The following is a 20,924-nucleotide window of genomic DNA, read 5'->3' on the forward strand; positions in this document are numbered from 1 at the left end:
GCCGCCTTACCGATTCGTAATTCTGCGTAATTTCTTCCTGGAGCGAACCCTGGATGTCACGCAGAACCGGTGCCGCTTAGATCAGGCCCTTGAGCAGGCGGCCCATTTCGGAGGGATTGCGGGTGATGACGAAACCGCACTCTTCCATGATGGCCAGCTTGGCGTCGGCCGTGTCGGCACCGCCGGAGATCAGCGCGCCGGCGTGGCCCATGCGCTTGCCGGGAGGGGCGGTGACACCAGCGATGAAGCCGACGATCGGCTTCTTCATGTTGTCCTTGCACCAGCGGGCAGCTTCGGCTTCGTCGGGACCGCCGATTTCGCCGATCATGATGACGGCGTCGGTGTCGGGATCGTCGTTGAAGGCCTTCATCACGTCGATGTGCTTGAGGCCGTTGATCGGGTCACCGCCGATGCCCACGGCCGACGACTGGCCAATGCCCAGTTCGGTCAGCTGAGCCACGGCTTCGTAGGTCAGCGTGCCGGAGCGGCTGACCACGCCGACGCGGCCCTTCTTGTGGATGTGGCCGGGCATGATGCCGATCTTGATCTCGTCGGGCGTGATCAGGCCGGGGCAGTTGGGGCCCAGCAGCAGGGTGCGCTTGCCGCCTGCAGCTTCCTTGGCGCGCATCTTGTTGCGCACTTCCAGCATGTCACGGACGGGGATGCCTTCGGTGATGCAGATGGCCAGGTCCAGGTCGGCTTCCACGGCTTCCCAGATCGCGGCGGCAGCGCCTGCGGGGGGAACGTAGATCACGGAGACCGTGGCGCCCGTGCCTTGTGCGGCTTCCTTGACGGAGGCGTAGATTGGCACGTCGAAGATCTTTTCGCCGGCCTTCTTGGGGTTCACACCGGCCACGAAGCAGTTCTTGCCGTTCGCGTACTCGATGCATTTTTCCGTGTGGAACTGGCCCGTCTTGCCCGTGATGCCTTGGGTGATGACCTTGGTGTCTTTATTGATGTAGATAGACATGGTGTGTTCTCCGGGCCTGCTTACTTGACGGCTTCGACGATCTTCGTGGCCGCTTCGGCCATGGTGTCGGCGCTGATGATGGGCAGGCCGGACTCGGCCAGCATCTTCTTGCCCAGTTCTTCGTTCGTGCCCTTCATGCGCACGACCAGGGGCACTTGCAGGTTCACGGCCTTGCAGGCAGTGATCACGCCGGTGGCGATGGTGTCGCACTTCATGATGCCGCCGAAGATGTTGACCAGAATGCCTTCGACCTTGGGGTTCTTCAGCATGATCTTGAAGGCTTCGGTGACCTTCTCGGGGGTGGCGCCGCCGCCCACGTCCAGGAAGTTGGCCGGCTCGCCGCCGAACAGCTTGATGGTGTCCATGGTGGCCATGGCCAGGCCGGCACCGTTGACCAGGCAGCCGATGTTGCCGTCCAGCGAGATGTAGGCCAGATCGAACTTGGAGGCTTCGACTTCGGCGGGATCTTCTTCGTCCAGGTCGCGCAGTGCCACGATTTCGGGCAGGCGGAACAGGGCGTTGGCGTCGAAGTTGAACTTGGCGTCCAGGGCAATGACATTGCCCTTGCTGTCACGGTTCAGGGGGTTGATCTCGACCAGCGAGGCATCCGTGTCCATGTAGCACTTGTAGAGCTTCTGGCAGATGTCGATGAACTGGGCAGTGGAGTCGGCAGGCATGCCGATGCCCTTGGCCAGCTCTTCGCCCTGGGCCTGGGTCAGACCGACCAGGGGATCGACGAAGATGGTGATGATCTTCTCGGGCGTGGAGTGGGCCACTTCCTCGATGTCCATGCCGCCTTCGCTCGAAGCGATGAAGGCCACCTTCTGCGTGGCGCGGTCGGTCACACACGACAGGTAGTATTCCTTCTGGATGTCGGCGCCGTCTTCGATGTACAGGCGGCGGACCTTCTGGCCTTCGGGGCCGGTCTGGTGCGTTACCAGCTGCATGCCCAGGATCTGGCCAGCCAGTGCCTTGACGTCGTCGATGCTCTTGGCAACCTTCACGCCGCCGCCCTTGCCGCGACCACCAGCGTGGATCTGGGCCTTCACGACCCACACGGGGCCGCCGAGCTTTTGGGCGGCCTCGACGGCCTCTTGCACTGTGAACGCAGGGATACCGCGAGGTACAGGCACACCAAACTGACGCAAGATGTCCTTGCCTTGGTATTCATGAATCTTCATGATGTCTCTCTCAAACAAATAGGGGGGGATTGACCCGGTAGCCCTGGGGTGCTGCCTCAAGGCGGAGTGACCTGGCAATCGCCGAATGTACCATGCTGCACTGCGCCATCCGACACGCCCCCATGCGCAGAATCCACAATTTCCTGCGGGCCAAGCAGCATGCCAGGAACTGTGCAATGCATTGATATGTCAGGGAAAAGCCGGTTTCCCGACATTTCTTTCAGGCGCCACAGCTCTTTTGTCTTATAGAGGATCTGCAGGCGGCCCTGCCCGCCGTTTGTAACAGGCGCATGTCAGCACGCCCTTGATCGCCACTGCCAACCGTTTTGCGACAACGGGCGCAGGGGGACCCGGTTTCGGTGAGAATCCGCAGCTGGAACGCGGCAATGGTGCCGCAGCGGCTCCAGGAGGGCCGCGCAGCAGGAGAAATACAGCGATGGCAAAAGTCTTTATCGATGGCGAAGCAGGCACGACAGGGCTGCAGATCCGTGAGCGTCTGGTCGATCTGTCCGGCGTGGAGCTGGTCAGCATTGCGCCCGAGCTGCGAAAGGATCCTGCTGCCAAGCGTGCGCTGATCGCCGGCGTGGACCTGGTCATCCTGTGCCTGCATGACGACGCTGCGCGCGAAACCGTGGCCATGGTCGACGCCATCGAGGCCGAGACCGGCCGTGCCATCAAGATCATCGATGCCTCCACCGCCCACCGCGTGGCGCCGGGCTGGGTCTACGGCTTTCCCGAGCTGCGCAAGGGCCAGCTGGACGCCGTCAAGGCTGCCACGCGCGTGGCCAACCCCGGCTGCTATGCCACGGGCGCCATCGCACTGCTGCACCCGCTGGTGGCGGCAGGCCTCATTCCAGCCGACTACCCGCTGAGCCTGCCCTCGGTGTCCGGCTACTCGGGCGGCGGCCGCAGCATGATCGAAGCCTACGAGGCCGGCACGGCCGCGCCTTACGAGGCCTATGCGCTGGGCCTGTCGCACAAGCACATTCCCGAAATCCTGCACTACACGGGCATGACGCGCCGCCCGGTCTTCATTCCTGCCGTGGGCAATTTCCGCCAGGGCATGCTGGTGCAACTGCCCCTGCATCTGGACCTGCTGCCGGGCGCGCCCAAGGCCGCCGATCTGCACGATGCGCTGGCCGCCCACTACGCGGCGACCAACACGCCCGAGCAATGGGTGTCGGTGCTGCCGCCCACCGAAGACATGAAGCTGGCTGCCGATACGCTGACCGACACGAACAAGCTGGAGTTGCGTGTATTCGCCAATGAGCAGTACCGCCAGGCCGTGCTGATCGCCCGTCTGGACAACCTGGGCAAGGGCGCCAGCGGCGCCGCCGTGCAGAACCTGCAGATCATGCTGGGCCTGTGAGGCCCCCCGCGCCCCCGTCCTTGCCGGGCCGGCGCGGTCCGGTCTGGGGCCATGTCCTGGCCCTGGCCGTGCTGTGTCTGCTGATAGTTGTGTTCGCCTGGAAGCTGCGGCCGGCATTGCCTTCCTCATCGCGCCTGCTGCTGAGTCCGCTGCTGGGCAATATGGAAGCCTGCCTGGTGCAGGACGGGCTGCGCGAGGATTTTCCCAAGGAATTCCAGCAGGTGCCTGCCAGTTGCCTGGGCCCTCAGGGCTCGGCCGCGGAAATGGTGAAAGCCACGCTGCAGCGCCTGGGCCGGCCGCAGGGCGAAGGGCTGGAGCTGGGCTATACGCTCAGCGTGCCTCTGCTGCGCTATGTGCAGTGGAACGGCCGGGCCTGGGAAGTCCGGGGCGAGGCGCTGGACCGCGTGGTGCGCACGGTGGCGCAGGCGCAGCGGCCCGTGGTGCTCTACCTGTTCGCCACGCATTTCGAGGTCCACTCCCAGGCCGAGGAGCGCCTGGCCGCCGATCCCGCCAATCTGGCCTGGACGCCCAAGGGACCGCTGCCGCTGGACACCTATCTGGGCGCGCGCATCTTCCCGTGGTCGGTTGCGCGGCAGGACAATGAAATCACGCGCGTGCGCAAGCTGGTGGTCGATGCCCTGGCCGAGCGCATGTGCGCTGCGGGCGATGCCGCCATGCATCCGCTGCGTGCGCTCACCGTGCTGGGCGAGACGCACCAGCTGTTCCCGGGTTTCGAGGCCGGCATGGGGTTCGCGGCCGAAGGCTATGCGGTCACCGACTACAGCCCTGCATCCGTGGCGGGCTTCCATGCATTCCTGCGCCAGCGCTATGGCGACATTGCGCGGCTCAATGCCCATCTGAAGTCGGAGTTCGCCAGCTTCGATGCGGTGGAGCCTCCGTCGCGCAACATCCGCAGCGAGCCGCTGCAGAACTTCTTCCAGCACATCGACAGCTATGCGGCTGGCACGGTCCCGGTGTCCGGCTGGGTCCACTCGCCCGACGCGAAGCTGCAAAAGCAACTGGCCGTGGCCGTCTTCGTGGACGGGCGCCCCTACTCGCACGCCCCCGTGCACATGCACCGCCAGGATGTGGCCCAGGCCAAGCCTGATTTCCTCACGCCCGATGTGGGCTGGCGTGCCGACATCCGCTATCCGGCGCTGGGCGAGGGCCTGCACCGCATCGACGTGGTGCTGCAGGCCGGCGGGCGCAGCCTGGGCCTGCTGGCCACGCGCCAGATCGCCGTGATGGACCGCCACCAGGGAGAGCCCAGGCCCCATACCGCCGAGGCCTTGCCTGACTTCGGCAAGCTGCCCGATGGTGTGGAGTTCTGGGTGGACAGCCCGCAGGACCGGCTGGCGCTGTTCTACAACCCGCTGGTGACGGACTGGAACGATTTTCGCGAGCAGCAGGTGGCCGATTACATCCAGGGCTTTTCCGAGCACATCGGGCACGGCTGCCTGGGCCGGGTGCCTCGCTTTGCCCACCAGCTCAACCCCCATGCGAATCCGAGCTGGGACGCCAGCCGCTACGCCGTGGAGCGCAGCCTGCAGCGCATGCCGGGGCTGTCCCTGGGTGTCAGCCTGTATGGCGAAGACACCTATGGGCCGCTGGTCGGCCAGATGCTGCGCCGCTATGGCCACACCGCCTATGGCGTGACGGAGTTCCATCCGCTGGTGGCACTGTCGCCGCAGCGGCTGGAGAAAGTGCTGACCATGCACCGCCGCCAGGGCGCGCGCTTCCTGTCCTTCTTCATGGAGGCGCGTCCCGAGGACGCGACCGGCACGCAGTCCAGCAACGAGTTCTCCTTCGATGCGGACAACCGCGCGCACGGCTCGGACGCGCTTTACCGCTCGCTGCGCCAGGTGCTGCAGCCGCACTGACCTGCCGCGCGCTGCCTTTTCCATGTCTTCAGCGCACAGCAGTTCCCCTGCAGCCGCAGGCCGGGCCACCGCCATCGGCCTGCTGGCCGTGGTGTGCTGGAGCTGCACCGTGGGCCTGATGCGCTCAGTGGCCGAGCCGCTGGGCGCCGTGGGCGGCGCTGCCATGCTCTATACGGTCAGCGCCCTGTGCGTGGCCGCCGTGCGCGGCCTGCCCAGGCCTTCGCAATGGCGAACCATGCACCCGGCCTATTTCTGGGGCTGCGGGCTGCTGTTTGCGGTCTATGAAATCTGTCTGTCGCTGGCGATCGGTCTGGCGCAGGACCGTGCTCAGGCACTGGAGCTGGGGCTGATCAACTACCTGTGGCCCAGCCTGACCATCGTTTTGGCCGTGCTGCTGCGCCAGCAGCATGCGCGCTGGTGGCTGTGGCCCGGCGTGCTGCTGTGCCTGTGGGGGCTGACGTGCGTGCTGGGCGGCGACTCGCTGCAACTGCGGGGCATTGCGGACCACATGCTGGCCAATCCGCTGGCCTATGGACTCGCCTTTGGCGCGGCCCTGCTGTGGCCCTGCTATTCGCTGGCTGCTCGGCGCTGGGGTGGGGGGCACAATGCCGTGGGGTTGTTCCTGATCTGGACTGCGCTGGCGCTGTGGATCAAGTGGCTGTGGCTGGGTGGCGAAGGCGGCATGCACTGGTCAGGCACCGTGGTGCTGCAGCTGCTGGCCGTGGGCGGGCTCACGGCCATGGGCTACAGCTGCTGGGAGCACGGCATACAGCACGGGCATCTGGCCGTGATGGCGGCGGCCTCGTACTTCACGCCCGTGTTCTCTGCCTTGCTGGCCAGTGCCTGGCTGCAGGTGCAGCCGGGCTGGGGCTTCTGGCAGGGCGTGGCGCTGGTGACCGTGGGGTCGCTGGTGTGCTGGGGCGCAACCCGGCGCGTGGATTAGTTGCCTTCGTCTGCAGCTCCGTCATCCCAGTCTTCGCTGCGCCCGCGCAGCACCTTGCTCGCTATTTCTCCGCCAAAGCCGCGCGCGGCCAGAAAGCGCATCTGCTTGAGGCGTTCCTGCGGGGTGGCCGGCGGTGTGCCGAAGCGCTGGCGCCATACGGCATGGGCGCGCTGCAGTTCGGTGGCGCGCAATTGTTCTGCGGCGGCGCGCACCAGGCCATCGTCCAGCCCCTTGCTGCGCAGCTCCTGCACCACGCGCGATGTGCCAAAGCGCGCGGCCTTGCGATGCAGCACGGACTCGGCCACGCGCTCGGCGCTGATGAAGCCGCGCTGCTCCAGCGCGTCGAGCATGGCGCCCAGGTCCTCGCCTTCCTCCACATGGGGGGCGAGCTTGCGTTCCAGCTCCAGCCGTGAATGTTCGCGCTGGCCCAGCAGCTTGAGCGCCCGGCCCTTGAGCGACAGCTTGGCGAATCCCATGCGGCAATGTCTCCTGAATCATCCCGAATAAAAAAGGCGCCCACGCTCCCCTTGCTGCGCAAGGTCCGCTGCCCCCCAAGGGGGCCGCTTTTTTGCCTTGGGGCGTCCCGGCGATAAAAAAGGCGCAGACGTGAGCCTGCGCCAAGATGGCAAACACAGTGTGCGCAGGCGCTGCGGCGCCTGCTGTGAGGGGTCTGGGCGCTCAGGCTTCGATCACGCCGTCCTTGTCGGCCTTGGCCTTGGCGCCCTTGGCGGCCTTGGCTTCGGGCGCATCGCCGCCGGCCGTGGGCAGCAGGGCGATGCCCAGGCTGTCGCGCACCTTGTTCTCGATCTCCACGGCCAGGCCGCTGTTCTCGCGCAGGAATTCGCGGGCGTTGTCGCGACCCTGGCCGATCTTTTCGCCGTTGTAGGCGTACCAGGCCCCCGACTTGTCGAGGATCTTGGCGTTGACGCCCATGTCCAGGATTTCACCTTCGCGCGAGATGCCTTCGCCGAAGAGGATGTCGAACTCGGCGGTCTTGAACGGGGGCGAGACCTTGTTCTTGACGACCTTGACCTTGGTTTCGTTGCCGATGGCTTCGTCGCCCTTCTTGATGGTGCCGGTGCGGCGGATGTCCAGGCGGACCGAGGCGTAGAACTTCAGCGCATTGCCGCCCGTGGTGGTTTCGGGGCTGCCGAACATCACGCCGATCTTCATGCGGATCTGGTTGATGAAGATGACCATGCAATTGGTCTTCTTGATGGTGGAGGTCAGCTTGCGCAGCGCCTGGCTCATCAGGCGGGCCTGCAGGCCGGGCAGCTGGTCGCCCATCTCGCCTTCGATTTCGGCGCGCGGTGTCAGTGCGGCCACCGAGTCCACGACGATCATGTCCACGGCGCCCGAGCGCACCAGGCTGTCCACGATTTCCAGGGCCTGCTCGCCGGTGTCGGGCTGGCTGATCAGCACTTCGTTGAGGTTCACGCCCAGCTTCTGGGCATAGCTGGTGTCCAGCGCGTGTTCTGCGTCGATGAAGGCGCAGGTGCCGCCCTGCTTTTGCATTTCGGCGATGACCTGCAGCGTCAGCGTGGTCTTGCCCGAGGATTCAGGGCCGTAGATCTCGATCACGCGGCCACGGGGCAGGCCGCCCACACCCAGGGCGATGTCCAGGCCCAGCGAGCCGGTGGAGACGACCTGGATGTCCTGGATGGCTTCGCCTTCACCCAGGCGCATAATCGTGCCCTTGCCGAACTGCTTTTCGATCTGGGCGAGTGCGGCCTGCAGGGCCTTGGCTTTTTCACTGTTGGCGGTGGTGACGGCGGTGTTCATGCGGACTCCTGGGTTGGGTATGGATTCAGCTCTGTATTTGCATTCAGGCTGGATGCTTGAACAGTAGTTTATGGGCTTGCTGTCTTGATTTGTTGGTGTTTTTAGTCAGTTTTCCTGACTTGTTGGATTTGCCTCCACAATGCATCCATGAGTGAGCTTTCCCCCGTCACGCCGCCCGCCGACGCCTGGCGCCAGACCCACCTGGGCCGCCTGCTCGGCCATGCCATGCGGCGGTTCGACGCGCGTGTGCTGCAGCTCATGGCGCGCGATGTGGAGGTGCCGCTGGCACTGTCCAACCTCGCTGCGCGCGACAAGGTGGGGGCGGCCCATATCCACATCACGCGGCATCTGTCGCTGGCTGGCGACCGGCTGACGGACCTGGCAGAGCGCGCAGGCATGACCAAGCAGTCCATGGGCGACCTGGTGGCCCAGTGCGAGGCCTGGGGCCTGGTCACGCGCGAGAGCGACGAGCGCGATGCGCGCGCGCGCCGCATCCGCTTCACGCCAGCGGGCCTGGCCTGGCTGCAGGCTTTCCATGACGCCGTCTCCCAGGCCGAGGCCGAATTCCGCGAGGAAGTCGGCGACGACATCGCCACCGTGGTGGCGCTGGGGCTGGAGGCCTACGCGGGCGGCGGCTCACTCGGGTAAGGTCCCTGCCCGCACTGCGGGGCGCATCCTAGAATCCTGGGAACTAAAGGCGCGCATTTCCAACTCCCAGAGCGCGCCTGCATTACAGGAGACATCCCCCATGCGCATTCTGATTGCCGAAGACGACCAGGTCCTGGCCGATGGCCTGCTGCGCAGCCTGCGCGGCTCGGGCGCCGTGGTCAGCCATGTGGCCAATGGCAGCGAGGCCGACACCGCGCTGATGACCAGCAGCGAATTCGACCTGCTCATCCTGGACCTGGGCCTGCCCAAGATGCACGGGCTCGAAGTGCTCAAGAAGCTGCGCGGCCGCGGCGATGCGCTGCCGGTGCTCATCCTCACGGCGGCCGACAGCGTGGAAGAGCGCGTGCAGGGGCTGGACTATGGTGCCGACGACTACATGGCCAAGCCGTTTGCGCTGTCCGAGCTGGAGGCGCGCGTGCGCGCCCTCACGCGGCGCGGTATGGGCGGCGCCAGCAGCACCATCAAGCACGGCCCGCTGGTCTACGACCAGGCCGGCCGCGTGGCCACCATCGACGGCAAGATGGTCGAGCTGTCGGCGCGCGAGCTGGGCCTGCTGGAAGTGCTGCTGCAGCGGGCCGGCCGGCTGGTCAGCAAGGACCAGTTGGTCGAGCGCCTGTGCGAGTGGGGCGACGAAGTCAGCAACAACGCCATCGAGGTCTACATCCACCGGCTGCGCAAGAAGATAGAGCGCGGCCCCATCCGCATCGCCACCGTGCGCGGCCTGGGCTACTGCCTTGAGAAGATCGCGTCCTGAGGCCGCTGCCGTGGCTGTCAGGCCCGGGTTGGCTTGCCTGCGCATAGTGGTGGTTGCCGCGGGGCCGTGAACCCGTCGTAAGGGGCTGCCCGCCGATGAAAATCTTCCAGCGTGAACAGCGCTCCCTGTTCGGCGAGATCCTTGACTGGATGCTCACGCCGCTGCTGCTGCTGTGGCCCGTGAGCCTGGCGCTGACCTGGCTGGTGGCCCAGGGCCTGGCCAACAAACCCTTCGACCGCGCGCTGGAATACAACGCCCAGGCGCTGGCCCAGCTGGTGATGGTGCAGCACGGCAAGGTGCTGTTCAACCTGCCGCAGTCGGCCAGCGAGATCCTGCGTGCCGACGAATCGGACACCGTGTATTTCCAGGTGCTGGGCGTGAAGGGCGAATACCTGGCCGGCGAGCGCGACCTGCCGCCGCCGCCCGAGCCCGACGAGGCTCTGACTGGCGCGGCGCCTCCAGGCTTGCCGTCCGGCGGCACCGTGCAGCTGCGCGATGCGGAATTTCGCGGCATCGATCTGCGCGTGGCCCATGTCTGGGTGCGCATGCCCCTGCCGGGCGAACCGCAGGCCCTGGTCCAGGTGGCCGAGACGCGCGAAAAGCGCAGCGTGCTGGCCACGGAAATCATCAAGGGCGTGATGCTGCCGCAGTTCGTCATCCTGCCGCTGGCCGCGCTGCTGGTGTGGCTGGCGCTGGCGCGCGGCATCAAGCCGCTGCACCGGCTGGAGGAGCGCATCCGCGCGCGCCGGCCCGAGGACCTTTCGCCCATCAACCACAAGGACGTGCCGCTGGAAGTCGTGCCGCTGGTGGATTCGGTCAATGACCTGCTGGGCCGCCTGGGCGACTCGCTGGCCACGCAAAAGCGCTTCCTGGCCGACGCGGCCCACCAGCTCAAGACGCCGCTGGCCGGGCTGCGCATGCAGGCCGAACTGGCCCAGCGCGAGGGCGTGAGCACGGAGGAGTTGCGGCAGTCCCTGGCACAGATTGCGCGCTCCAGCATCCGCGCCACGCACACGGTGAACCAGTTGCTGGCGCTGGCGCGTGCCGAGAGCGCGGGCCTGGGGCGGGGCCTGGCCATGCAGCCGTGCAACCTGGTGCGCATCGTCACCGACGTGGTGCGCGACTGCCTGCCGCGCGCCATGGACAAGCATGTGGACCTGGGCTATGACGGCGCCGAGTCCTCGGCCGCCGGCGTCTGGCTGCAGGGCAATGCCACGCTGCTGACCGAGCTGGTGCGCAACCTCGTGGACAACGCCATCAACTACACGCCTTCCACCAGCAGCCGGCCGGGCATGGTCACCGTGCGTGTGCTGGCCGATCCTTTTGGTCAGGTCCTGCTGCTGCAGGTGGAGGATTCGGGGCCGGGCGTGCCCGAGGCCGAGCGCGAGCTGGTGTTCCAGCCGTTCTACCGCGTGCTGGGCTCGGAGGCCGATGGCTCGGGCCTGGGCCTGCCCATCGTGCTGGAGATTGCGCGCCAGCATGGCGGGCAGGTGGTGCTGGAGGATGCGCATCCGGGCCAGCAGCCACCGGGCGCACGCTTCAGCGTGCGCTTCACAGCACTGCGCTCGCCGCCGCCGCCTAAGCCTGCGGCATAGGTGGCGCCTGACCGGCTGCCGCAGGGGCATCGGGGGCTGCAGGGGCCATCGCCACCCGTCCCGGTGTCTGCGCCGCATGGTCCACCAACCAGTTGCGGAAGATGCCCAGCGTGCCATGGTTGGCACGGTCGGCCGGATAGCACAGCCAGTAGCCCAGGGCGCTCTGGTAGCCGTGCTGGGGCAGGGGCTCGTTCACCAGGCCGGCGGCAAGCTCGTCAAGCACCAGGCAGCGTGGCACCAGTGCGATGCCCATGCCCGCCATCACGGCGCGGATGATGGTCTGGAACTGGTCGAACTGCGGGCCCGCCAGCGGGCTGATGCCGTGGATGCCGTGGGCCTCGCTCCAGCGCGCCCAGGCGTCGGCAATGGTCACGTGGCGCAGCCGCGTGCAGCGCGCCACGTCCTGGGGCGTGGTGATGCGCGCCTCGGGGCCCGTGCCATGTGGCGGTGCGATCAGCGCCACCTGGCGGCCCACCAGATAGTGGGCGTGCGCGCCGCTCCAATGCCCGTCCCCGAACAAAATCGCGCAGTCCAGACCCGGACTGTCAAATTGGTAGCTGTGTACGTAGGGTACAAAGTGCAGCGTGATCTGTGGATAGCGCTGCTGAAACTGGGGCAGCCTGGGGATCAGCCACTTGGCCGCGAAAGTCGGCAGCGATGACAGGTGCAGCGCGCCTCGGCTGTCATCGCTGGTGATGAGTTCGAGGGTGGCCGCCTCCAGCTGGCCCAGCAGGGCGCGCACGGCGCGCTCGTAGCGTTCGCCCGCAGGCGTCAGGCTCAAGCGCTTGCGCTCGCGTTCGAACAGCGGCACGCCCACCCACTTCTCCAGCTCCTGGATCTGCTTGCTGACTGCGCTTTGCGTCAAGTGCAAGGCTTCGGCCGCGCGCGAGACACCTCCGAAGCGCACCACGGTGGAGAAGGCGCGCAGCAGATGTATGGGCGGGTTGAGGCGGCGCAAACTCATGACAGGGATATGATGAAACTATTCCTGTTCGGAATATTAACAGGCACAGTATTTGCTTTTTTTGTGAGCAGATTTCTTTTAATCTGACCTTGTTTGTAAGAAAGATCCTATGCAACGACGCCATTTCCTTGCTTCCATCGCCGCTTCTTCTGTCGTTCCTGGAATGTCCTTCGCCCAGGAAACCACCCGTCCCCTGCGCATCGTCGTTCCGTTCCCTGCTGGTGGCTCCACCGACATGGTCCCGCGCAACATGCAGGACGTGCTGCCCAAGTTGCTGGGCGGCCAGGCGGTGGTGATCGAGAACAAGGCCGGCGCCGGCGGCTCCATCGGCATGGCCGAAGTGGCACGTGCCACCGACGGCGTGACCTTCGGGATTGCCACGCTGTCCACCCATGGCGTGAACCCCGCCGTGTTCAAGAAGCTGCCCTACGACGCCATCAACGACTTTGTCGGCGTGACCGAGATCGTCAAGGCGCCCGGCGTGATCGTGATCAACCCCAAGCTGGTGCCTGCCAACAACTTTGCCGAGTTCGTGAAGTACCTGAAGGCCAACCCCGGCAAGGTCAGCTTCGCCACGCCCGGCAACGGCACCATCGGCCACATGTGGGGCGCCCAGTTCATGAAGAGCACGGGCACAGAGATGCAGCACATTCCCTACCGTGGTGCAGGCCCGGCCATCAACGACGTGCTCGGCGGCCAGGTGCCCGTGTACTTCGACCAGGTCGCGTCCTCGCTGCCCCACATCAAGGGCGGCAAGGTCAAGGCCCTGGCCGTGTCCTGGCATGAGCGCCTGGACGTGCTGCCCGATGTGCAGACCTACGCCGAAGCCGGCCACGCCGACCTGAACGATCCTTCCTGGTTCGGCCTCGTGGCCCCCAAGAGCACGCCGCCCGAGCAGATCGCCCGCGTGCAAAAGGCCATCGCGGCCGCGCTCAAGGACCCGGCCGTGCAAAAGCGCATGGCTGCCCAGGGCCTGTACATCTCCGGCACCAGCAGCGATGCTTTCACCAAGCAGATCGCCAGCGAAGTGGCCAAGATGAAGAAGATTGCCGCCACGGCCCAGATCCAGCTGGATTAAAGGCTCCCCCTGAGGCGCTTCGCGCCTTCCCCCTCTCTCGCTTCGCGGGAGGGGGACGACGCCCTCGCTGCGGGGCGGCCCTTGCTCGGCGTCCCTGGCCTGGGACGCGCCAGTTTCATGGCGGGCTGGCCGCAGCGCAGCGGTGCAATGCGTAACCGAGATAGACCACTTCCTCATGCATCCCGTCCTGCGACTGATCAGTCAGAACTTCCTGCAATCCCTGCCCGGTGCGGCAGGCTCCGGCGCGGCCGATGCCGCGCAGCCCATGGTGACCAGCGTGGCCGGCACCAGCGCCGTGGTGCTGGACTCGCCGCACAGCGGCACGGTCTACCCGCAGGACTTCGGCTCCTGCCTGCCGCTGGCCACGCTGCGCCAGGCCGAGGACACGCATGTGGAGAAGATCTATGCCTTTGCGCCAGGCATGGGCGTGGGCTGGGTGGAGGCGCATTTCCCGCGCATCTACCTGGATGCCAACCGCGACACCACCGAGATCGACACCACCATGATCGAAGGCGACTGGCCGCTGCCCGTCACCACCGACCAGGTCGTGCTGCAGAAGGTCCGCCTGGGCAAGGGCCTGATCTGGAAGTTCACCGACGAGGGCGTGCCCATCTACGACCGCCAGTTGCCGGCCTCCGAGCTGCTGCAGCGCATCGAGCGCTGCTGGAAGCCCTACCACGCCGCCGTGGAGCGCGCCATTGACGCCGCCCATGCGCGCCATGGCTACAGCATCCACATCAACTGCCATTCCATGCCTTCCGTCGCCGCCAGCCATGCCACGCTGCACCCGGGCCTGGTGCATGCCGACTTCGTCATCGGCGACCGCGACGGCAGCACGGCCAGCCCCGCGCTGTCCGAGCGCATCTGCGCCTTCCTGCGCGAGCGCGGCTACAGCGTGGACTACAACCATCCCTACAAGGGCGTGGAGCTGGTGCGCCGCTACGGCAAGCCTGCCGAGCACCGCCACAGCATCCAGATCGAGATCAACCGCAAGCTCTACATGAACGAGCAGACCCTGGAACTGGACCAGGCCGGCTACCTGCGCCTGACCACCGATCTGAAGGTCTTGGTCGAGCAGCTCATGGCCACCGACCCGCGCGCGCTCTGACCCGCGGCGGCTGAAATGAAAAAGGCCCGCGATCCTGTGATCGCGGGCCTTTTCGCATGGCGTGCCCAACGGGTTCAGCAGGGTTTGAACGGCTTGCCCTCGAAGGCCTTGCCGCCCATGGCCTCGACCTGGCTGCGCAGTGCGGCCGTGGCCTGGGGCAGGCGCAGGGTGTAGAGCGTGATGTCGGGGCGCTCCTGCACCACGCGGGCCGTGCGCACGCCCTGGCGCGCGAAGTTGGTCAGCTCGCGCGTGGCCGCTTCCTCGGTGGAAAAGCGGCCCAGCGACAGGCCCGGCTCCAGCGCGCCGCCCGCACGGTCGAAATCGATCTTGCGGGCGCGCAGTTCGGCGCGTTTGCGTTCCAGGAATTCGGCGTCGGGGAACTTGCCCATGTAAACCATCCAGCGGCCCGGCTGGTGCGTGCTGCTCAGGTCCCATTGGTCGCTGGCGACCTGGGCGATGAGGCCGCGGCGCAGCGCCTCGGCATGGCGGTCTTCGATGCCCGTGGCCACCAGGCAGCTGGTGGGCTGGCCTGCAGCCTGGGCGGGCCTGGGTGCAGGGGCGGGCTCCTCGCCGCCTGCCGGGGTGGGGGCCGGCGCTGGCGTGGACGGGGCGGCGGCCGGCGAGGGCGTGGTGGATGCGTTGTCCACGCTCAGCAGGCTCAGCGCCTCGGGGCGCACCTGCTGGGCCAGGCGCTCGGGCTCGGTCGTGGACGGGGGGGCCAGGCCCAGGGCCTGGAGCTGGCCGTGGCTCCAGAGGTAGTAGCCGGCATTGGCCAGCACCAGCAGCAGAAAGGCAATTCGCAGCATGTCGTTTCTCGGCGGGCCTAGTGCATCAATCGCTCTAGCCTACAGCAGCCGGCCGCACGCTGATTTCCGAGCTGGTGATGGCCTGCAGGCCGCGCGCCGTGCGCACCAGCAGCGCGCCATCGCGGCCCACGCCTTCGGCCATGCCGCTTTCGCCGTCGCTGAGATTGACGGCGCGCCCGCGCAGCAGGTCGCGCTGTGCAAAGCGGTCCACCAGCGGCGCAAAGCCCTGGGCGGCAAAGGCCTGGATGTCGGACACCAGTCCCGGCAGCACGCAGGCCAGGGCGGTGGGCGCGTCCAGGCGCTCGTCCAGTTCCAGCAGGCTGGCCGGCGGCGTGCGCATGCCGTCGCCGGGGCGGGGGCGCACATTCAGGCCGATGCCCACGACCACGTAGCGCGGCGTGCCGGGCTCATGCGCGGCGCTGCCGACAAAGCTGGCGGTCTCGATCAGGATGCCGCCGAGCTTGCGGTCGCCGTCGATCCACAGGTCGTTGGGCCATTTGAGGCCGATGCGCGGGCGCTGCGAGCCCGGGGCGGGCAATTGCGGCTGCAGGCTTTGCGCCACGCTCAGGCCCACGGCCAGCGACAGGCCGGACCAGTCGGCAGGCGCCAGCGGCATGCCCAGCGAGAAGGTCAGCGAATCGCCCACGCCGCTGGTCCACTGGCGGCCCAGCCGGCCCCGGCCGGCGGTCTGCACTTCGGTCACCAGCAGCACGGGTTCGTTGCGGCCATCGCGGGCGCGTGCCATCAGCTCGGTGTTGGTCGAGCCGATGCTGGGCACGATCTCCACGGAAAAGCCCGGCAGTTGCGGCTCGATGGCCTGCCACAGCGACTCCGCAGGCCAGTGGATGGGGGACGAAGCCATCATGCGCCCGCCTTTGTCGAGGATGTGCCGGATTTCTTCTTCGGCTCTTGCGTGGGTTTGCCCAAAGGCTTTGGCGCTTGGGCCTGCTGTTTTTGGGGCCGCTTTGCCTTTTCAGACTTTTCCGATTTCGGCTTTGCGCCGGCCGGCAACGCATCGCCGGGCATGGGCGGGCGCCAGCCGCGCTTGGGCGCCAGCAGCGTGCCGCGGCAGGTGGCCGCACCGCACCAGCAGGGATACTCGGCCTTCAGCTTCCTGGTGTAGGGTTCGTCGATGATCAGGCCGTAGTCGTAGCTCAGCTCCTCGCCGGCGGCGATGTTGCGCAGTGCGACGATGAAGATGCGGCCATCGCGCTCGTCGGTGTAGCAGTTGGGCGCGCAGCTGTGGTTGATCCAGCGCGAGGAATTGCCGCCGTAGTTGGCATCGATCACGCGGTCTTCGTCGATGTGGAAGTAGAAGGTATGGTTGGGCTGGCTGGGGTCGTGCGGGTGCCTGTCCTGGGCTTCCTGCCAGCTGACGATTTCCCCTACGTACTCGACAAGGACCTCGCCTTCGGCAAGATCCTGCACGGCGAAGACGCCCTTGCCATGGACACCCGAGCGGCGGGTCTGGATACGGCGGCCGCCGGAAGGGGCCAAAGCTGTGCGGGGCATGTTTTCTCTGATAACTTGAATAGGCACACATGCGCGTGCGCGTACACGTACGTACACGCGTGAGCCATGGATTGTAGAAGCGCAGGCATGCGACATGCAGCTCCTGCGGGGAATGACGAGTACACACAATGACAAAGACCCTGGTGATTGCTGAGAAGCCTTCGGTCGCGCAGGACATCGTCCGCGCGTTGACTCCGGTGGCGGGCAAATTCGACAAGCACGATGAATACTTCGAGAGCGAGCACTACGTCGTGACCAGCGCCGTGGGCCACCTGGTGGAAATCCAGGCGCCCGAGGAATTCGACGTCAAGCGCGGCAAATGGAGTTTTGCCAACCTGCCGGTGATTCCGCCGTATTTCGACCTCAAGCCCGTGGACAAGACCAAGAGCCGGCTCAATGCCGTGGTCAAGCTGGCCAAGCGCAAGGACGTCACCGAACTCATCAACGCCTGCGACGCGGGCCGCGAGGGTGAGCTGATCTTCCGCCTGATCGAGCAGTACGCTGCAGGTGCCAAGCCGGACGGCAAGGGCCTGGGCAAGCCGGTCAAGCGTCTGTGGCTGCAGTCCATGACGCCGCAGGCCATCCGCGACGGCTTCCAGAACCTGCGCAGCGACAGCCAGATGCAGGGCCTTGCCAGCGCGGCGCGCAGCCGCTCCGAGGCCGACTGGCTGGTGGGCATCAACGGCACGCGCGCCATGACGGCCTTCAATTCGCGCGACGGCGGCTTCTTCCTGACCACCGTGGGCCGCGTGCAGACGCCCACGCTGTCCCTGGTGGTGGAGCGCGAGGAAAAGATCCGCAAGTTCGTCAGCCGCGACTACTGGGAAGTGCATGCCGCCTTCGACGCGCAGGCCGGCCAGTACCTGGGCAAGTGGTTCGATCCCCAATGGAAGAAGAGCGAGGATGCGGAAGCCCGCGCCGACCGCATCTGGAACCAGCGCGACGCCCAGGCCATCGCCGACGCCGTGCGCGGCAAGCCGGCCCAGGTCACCGAGGAGTCCAAGCCCACGTCCCAGGCCAGCCCGCTGCTGTTCGACCTGACCAGCCTGCAGCGCGAGGCCAACGGCAAGTTCGGCTTCTCGGCCAAGACCACGCTGGCGCTGGCGCAAAGCCTGTACGAGCGCCACAAGGCCCTGACCTACCCGCGTACCGATTCGCGCGCCCTGCCCGAGGACTACGTGCCCGTGGCGCACCAGACCTTCGCCATGCTGGCCGGCAGCGGCATGCGCCACCTGGCGCCCTTTGCCCAGCAGGCGCTGGACGAGAACTATGTGCGCCCGACCAAGCGCATCTTCGACAACAGCAAGGTGTCGGATCACTTTGCCATCATCCCGACCACGCAGGCGCCCAGCGGCCTGTCCGAGGCCGAGCAAAAGCTCTATGACCTCGTCGTGCGCCGCTTCATGGCCGTGTTCTTCCCGAGTGCCGAGCACCAGGTGACCACGCGCATCAGCAAGGTCGAGCAGCACAGCTTCAAGACCGAAGGCAAGATCCTGGTCAAGCCCGGTTGGCTGGCCATCTACGGCAAGGAGGCCGCCAACGAGGTCGAAGGCGGCAAGGACGGCGACAAGGGCCAGCCCCTGGTCGCGGTGCAGCCCGGCGAGCAGCCGCGCGCCGGCCAGGTCGATCCCAAGGGCCTCAAGACCAAGCCGCCCGCGCGCTACTCCGAAGCCACGCTGCTGGGCGCCATGGAAAGCGCGGGCAAGCAGGTGGAGGACGACGAGCTGCGCGAGGCCATGCAGGAAAAGGGCCTGGGCACGCCTGCCACGCGCGCGGCCATCATCGAAGGCCTGCTGACCGAAAAGTACATGCTGCGCGAAGGCCGCGAGCTGATTCCCACGGCCAAGGCCTTCCAGCTCATGACGCTGCTGCGCGGCCTGGGCGTGGAAGAGCTCTCGCGCGCCGACCTCACCGGTGAATGGGAATACAAGCTGGCCCAGATGGAAAAGGGCCAGCTCTCGCGCGATGCCTTCATGCAGCAGATCCAGTCCATGACGGAAAAGCTGGTCAAGAAGGCCAAGGAATACGACCGAGACACCGTGCCCGGCGACTACGCCACCCTGTCCACGCCTTGCCCCAACTGCGGCGGCGTGGTCAAGGAGAACTACCGCCGCTACGGCTGCACGGGCAGCGACGGCCAGGGCGCGGGCTGCGGCTTCTCGTTCACCAAGTCGCCTGCAGGCCGCACCTTCGAGACGGCCGAGGCCGAGCAACTGCTGCGCGACCGCCGCCTGGGCCCGCTGGACGGCTTTCGCTCCAAGGCAGGCTGGCCCTTCGTGGCCGAAGTCACCATCGTGCGCGACGAGGAAGGCGGCAACTACAAGCTCGAGTTCGACTTTGGCGACGACGCCGCTTCCGAAGACACGGGCGAGCTGGTGGACTTCGCCAGCCAGCAATCGCTGGGCCCCTGCCCCAAGTGCGGCGCGCCCGTCTTCGAGCACGGCAGCAACTACGTCTGCGCCAAGGCCGTGCCCACGCTGGCCCAGGCCACGCCCAGCTGCGACTTCAAGAGCGGGCAGATCATCCTGCAGCAGCCCATAGAGCGCGAGCAGATGCAAAAGCTGCTGCAGACCGGCAAGACCGACCTGCTGGACAAGTTCGTTTCCAACCGCACGCGGCGCAGCTTCAAGGCCTTCCTGGTCTGGGATGGCGCGGCCGGCAAGGTGAACTTCGAGTTCGAGCAGCGCGACAGCAAATACCCGCCGCGCAAGACGGCGGCCGCCAAGAGCGCGCCGGCCAAGAAGGCACCTGCCAAGAAGGCCGCGGCCAAGACCACGGCAAAGACCGCCACCAAGACTGCGCGCAAGCCGGCTGCCGGCACGCTGCAGCCCAGCGCGGCCCTGGCCGCCGTCATCGGCGAAGGCACGGTGGCGCGTACCGAAGTGGTCAAGAAGCTGTGGGAATACGTCAAGGCCCAGAACCTGCAGGACCCCAAGGACAAGCGCGTCATCCGCGCCGACGACAAGCTGCGGCCCGTCTTCGGCAAGGACAGCGTGAACATGTTCGAGCTGGCCGGCATCGTGGGGAAACATCTCACCCCCTGAGGCGCTTACGCGCCTTCCCCCTCTCTACTCGCTCCGCGAGGGAGGGGGACGACACCCTCGGTGCGGGGCGGCGCGGCCGGCTTAGGCCCTTCCTCGGTGTCCCTGGCTTTGGGGCGCGCCAGTTTTGAGGGCAGTGTTTGAGCTCTACACCAGCGGGTCGCCGGCCTGACATGGGGGCAACACATGCTTGGGCTAATCTAGCGGGCATGGATACCGAAATGCTCACCCCGGCAGCGGCTGCCGCCGCTGCTTCCTCCCCGGCGCCCTCGCGCTCCATCCGCCTGGACGGCGCCTCCAACTTCCGAGACCTCGGTGGCTACGCGGGCCTGGATGGCCGGCGCGTGCGCTGGCGCACGCTGTTCCGTGCCGACCACCTGGCCGGCCTCAGCGCAGCGGACCTGGACGTGCTGCAGGGCCTGAAGCTCGCGCGCAGCGCGGACTTCCGGGGCAAGATGGAAAGCGCCCACCTGGCCTACGAATGGCCGGGCATTGCCCGCCATGCGCTCATCGTCGAGCCCACCGTGGTGCAGCGCGCCAGTGCCCTGATCGCCGCAGGCAACGACCTCACGGCCGCCCATGCCGAGGAGCTGATGCAGGACACCTACCGCAGCTTCGTGCACGCCTACGCACCGCGCTTTGCACAGTTGTTCCAGCTGCTGCTGGACAGCCAGGATCCGCTGGTCTTCCACTGCACGGCCGGCAAGGACCGCACGGGCTGGGCTGCCGCCTTGCTGCTCACCGCGCTGGGCGTGGACGAGGACACCGTGATGCAGGACTACCTGCTGACCAACCAGCTCTACCAGCGGCCCGCTACCACCTTCGCCCCCATGCCAGCCGAAGTGATGGATGTGCTGTGGCGCGTGCAGGCCTCCTACCTTGCGGCCGCCACCGACATGGTGCGGGCCGACTTCGGGGGGATGGAAGGGTATCTGCGGGATGCGCTGGGCATCGACAGTGCGGCACGCGAGCGGCTGGCCGCGCTTTACCTCGAAGGGTGATTACCTTCGCTCACGGGGCGGCAGGATGGCGCGGCTAACATGGGCTGTGCCGGTCGGTTGCGCCGGAGTTCAAGGAGATTGCGATGAAATACGGCATGCGTGAGCTGGCCGCGATGGTGCTGGTGGCCCTGAGTGTGGGGCTGGCTGGCTGTGCGGGTGGGGTGCCTGGGGATGTTTCGGGGAGCCAGGCGTCCAGTGCCAGTGGGGTGACGGTGTTTGGGACTGTGGATGCCAATGTGAGTCATACGCGGACTTCGCGGTGACTTGGTTT

The 20,924-nt window shown here is 66.7% G+C and carries 18 protein-coding genes; 10 read left to right on the forward strand and 8 right to left on the reverse strand.

From position 1 onward, the window contains the following. Positions 1-76: 76 nt before the first annotated feature. Both sucD and sucC read right to left on the reverse strand, forming a co-directional pair. Entirely contained in the window at positions 77-970 is an 894-nt protein-coding gene (gene sucD / locus ACF8O7_RS13970; protein WP_016449394.1) for a succinate--CoA ligase subunit alpha, read from the reverse strand. A gap of 20 nt (positions 971-990) precedes the next feature. After that, positions 991-2,151 carry an ADP-forming succinate--CoA ligase subunit beta gene (gene sucC / locus ACF8O7_RS13975; protein WP_016449395.1) on the reverse strand — a complete coding sequence of 387 codons (1,161 nt, stop codon included), beginning with the start codon at positions 2,149-2,151 and terminating at the stop codon, positions 991-993. A 436-nt stretch (positions 2,152-2,587) separates the two neighbouring features. On the opposite strand from sucC, the gene argC reads away from it, so the two are divergent. Genes argC through yddG form a run of 3 tightly spaced genes read left to right on the forward strand, consistent with a single transcriptional unit; the run spans position 2,588 to position 6,343 of the window. Further along, on the forward strand, positions 2,588-3,520 hold the full coding sequence (gene argC, locus ACF8O7_RS13980; protein WP_016454237.1) for an N-acetyl-gamma-glutamyl-phosphate reductase: 933 nt from the start codon (positions 2,588-2,590) through the stop codon (positions 3,518-3,520). Continuing rightward, positions 3,517-5,400, forward strand: a complete 1,884-nt coding sequence (locus ACF8O7_RS13985) for a hypothetical protein (protein ID WP_392443558.1) — start codon at positions 3,517-3,519, stop codon at positions 5,398-5,400. The genes argC and ACF8O7_RS13985 overlap by 4 nt, the downstream gene beginning before the upstream one ends. Before the next feature lie 22 nt (positions 5,401-5,422). Further along, on the forward strand, positions 5,423-6,343 hold the full coding sequence (gene yddG / locus ACF8O7_RS13990) for an aromatic amino acid DMT transporter YddG (RefSeq protein WP_392443561.1): 921 nt from the start codon (positions 5,423-5,425) through the stop codon (positions 6,341-6,343). Here the strand turns inward: yddG and recX are convergent. Further along, positions 6,340-6,819, reverse strand: a complete 480-nt coding sequence (gene recX, locus ACF8O7_RS13995; RefSeq protein ID WP_016449399.1) for a recombination regulator RecX — start codon at positions 6,817-6,819, stop codon at positions 6,340-6,342. The genes yddG and recX overlap by 4 nt on opposite strands. Positions 6,820-7,021: 202 nt before the next feature. Further along, complete coding sequence (recA, locus tag ACF8O7_RS14000) at positions 7,022-8,125, reverse strand: recombinase RecA (RefSeq protein ID WP_016449400.1); 1,104 nt, start codon at positions 8,123-8,125, stop codon at positions 7,022-7,024. A 147-nt stretch (positions 8,126-8,272) separates the two neighbouring features. On the opposite strand from recA, the gene ACF8O7_RS14005 reads away from it, so the two are divergent. The 3 genes from ACF8O7_RS14005 (at position 8,273) to ACF8O7_RS14015 (ending at position 11,143) form a co-directional block, all read left to right on the forward strand. Then, positions 8,273-8,773: a MarR family winged helix-turn-helix transcriptional regulator gene (locus ACF8O7_RS14005; RefSeq protein WP_016449401.1), complete on the forward strand. Its 501-nt coding sequence runs from the start codon at positions 8,273-8,275 to the stop codon at positions 8,771-8,773. Positions 8,774-8,873: 100 nt separating this feature from the next. Further along, positions 8,874-9,548 carry a response regulator transcription factor gene (locus ACF8O7_RS14010; protein WP_012202808.1) on the forward strand — a complete coding sequence of 225 codons (675 nt, stop codon included), beginning with the start codon at positions 8,874-8,876 and terminating at the stop codon, positions 9,546-9,548. A gap of 95 nt (positions 9,549-9,643) precedes the next feature. After that, positions 9,644-11,143 (forward strand): sensor histidine kinase, encoded by a 1,500-nt coding sequence (locus tag ACF8O7_RS14015; RefSeq protein ID WP_277849278.1) that lies wholly within the window; start codon positions 9,644-9,646, stop codon positions 11,141-11,143. On the opposite strand, the gene ACF8O7_RS14020 is transcribed toward ACF8O7_RS14015, so the two are convergent. Beyond that, positions 11,127-12,107 carry a LysR substrate-binding domain-containing protein gene (locus ACF8O7_RS14020; protein WP_277849279.1) on the reverse strand — a complete coding sequence of 327 codons (981 nt, stop codon included), beginning with the start codon at positions 12,105-12,107 and terminating at the stop codon, positions 11,127-11,129. The two genes, ACF8O7_RS14015 and ACF8O7_RS14020, sit on opposite strands and share 17 nt — an antisense overlap. Before the next feature lie 109 nt (positions 12,108-12,216). On the opposite strand from ACF8O7_RS14020, the gene ACF8O7_RS14025 reads away from it, so the two are divergent. Further along, the gene (locus ACF8O7_RS14025) at positions 12,217-13,185 is read left to right on the forward strand and encodes a tripartite tricarboxylate transporter substrate binding protein (RefSeq protein WP_026062916.1); all 969 of its coding nucleotides are present in this window, start codon (positions 12,217-12,219) and stop codon (positions 13,183-13,185) included. Between the two features lie 175 nt (positions 13,186-13,360). Further along, complete coding sequence (locus ACF8O7_RS14030) at positions 13,361-14,293, forward strand: N-formylglutamate amidohydrolase (RefSeq protein WP_047218928.1); 933 nt, start codon at positions 13,361-13,363, stop codon at positions 14,291-14,293. A gap of 74 nt (positions 14,294-14,367) precedes the next feature. Here the strand turns inward: ACF8O7_RS14030 and ACF8O7_RS14035 are convergent, their stop codons facing one another. From ACF8O7_RS14035 to ACF8O7_RS14045, 3 genes are read right to left on the reverse strand one after another with little or no spacing between them, the layout of a single operon-like run. Further along, positions 14,368-15,099 (reverse strand): hypothetical protein, encoded by a 732-nt coding sequence (locus ACF8O7_RS14035; RefSeq protein ID WP_047218929.1) that lies wholly within the window; start codon positions 15,097-15,099, stop codon positions 14,368-14,370. Positions 15,100-15,133: 34 nt separating this feature from the next. After that, positions 15,134-15,964: a biotin--[acetyl-CoA-carboxylase] ligase gene (locus tag ACF8O7_RS14040; protein ID WP_016449407.1), complete on the reverse strand. Its 831-nt coding sequence runs from the start codon at positions 15,962-15,964 to the stop codon at positions 15,134-15,136. Further along, on the reverse strand, positions 15,961-16,611 hold the full coding sequence (locus ACF8O7_RS14045) for an SET domain-containing protein (RefSeq protein WP_016449408.1): 651 nt from the start codon (positions 16,609-16,611) through the stop codon (positions 15,961-15,963). Before ACF8O7_RS14045 ends, ACF8O7_RS14040 begins: the two co-directional genes overlap by 4 nt. Positions 16,612-16,739: 128 nt before the next feature. Here ACF8O7_RS14045 and ACF8O7_RS14050 point away from each other — a divergent pair, with 128 nt between their 5' ends. Further along, positions 16,740-19,655, forward strand: a complete 2,916-nt coding sequence (locus ACF8O7_RS14050) for a DNA topoisomerase III (protein WP_016449409.1) — start codon at positions 16,740-16,742, stop codon at positions 19,653-19,655. A 218-nt stretch (positions 19,656-19,873) separates the two neighbouring features. Then, the gene (locus tag ACF8O7_RS14055) at positions 19,874-20,653 is read left to right on the forward strand and encodes a tyrosine-protein phosphatase (protein ID WP_016449410.1); all 780 of its coding nucleotides are present in this window, start codon (positions 19,874-19,876) and stop codon (positions 20,651-20,653) included. Positions 20,654-20,924 lie beyond the last annotated feature (271 nt).

The organism is Delftia sp. WSY_16, assembly GCF_043104415.1.
Classification (GTDB): domain Bacteria; phylum Pseudomonadota; class Gammaproteobacteria; order Burkholderiales; family Burkholderiaceae_C; genus Comamonas; species Comamonas tsuruhatensis.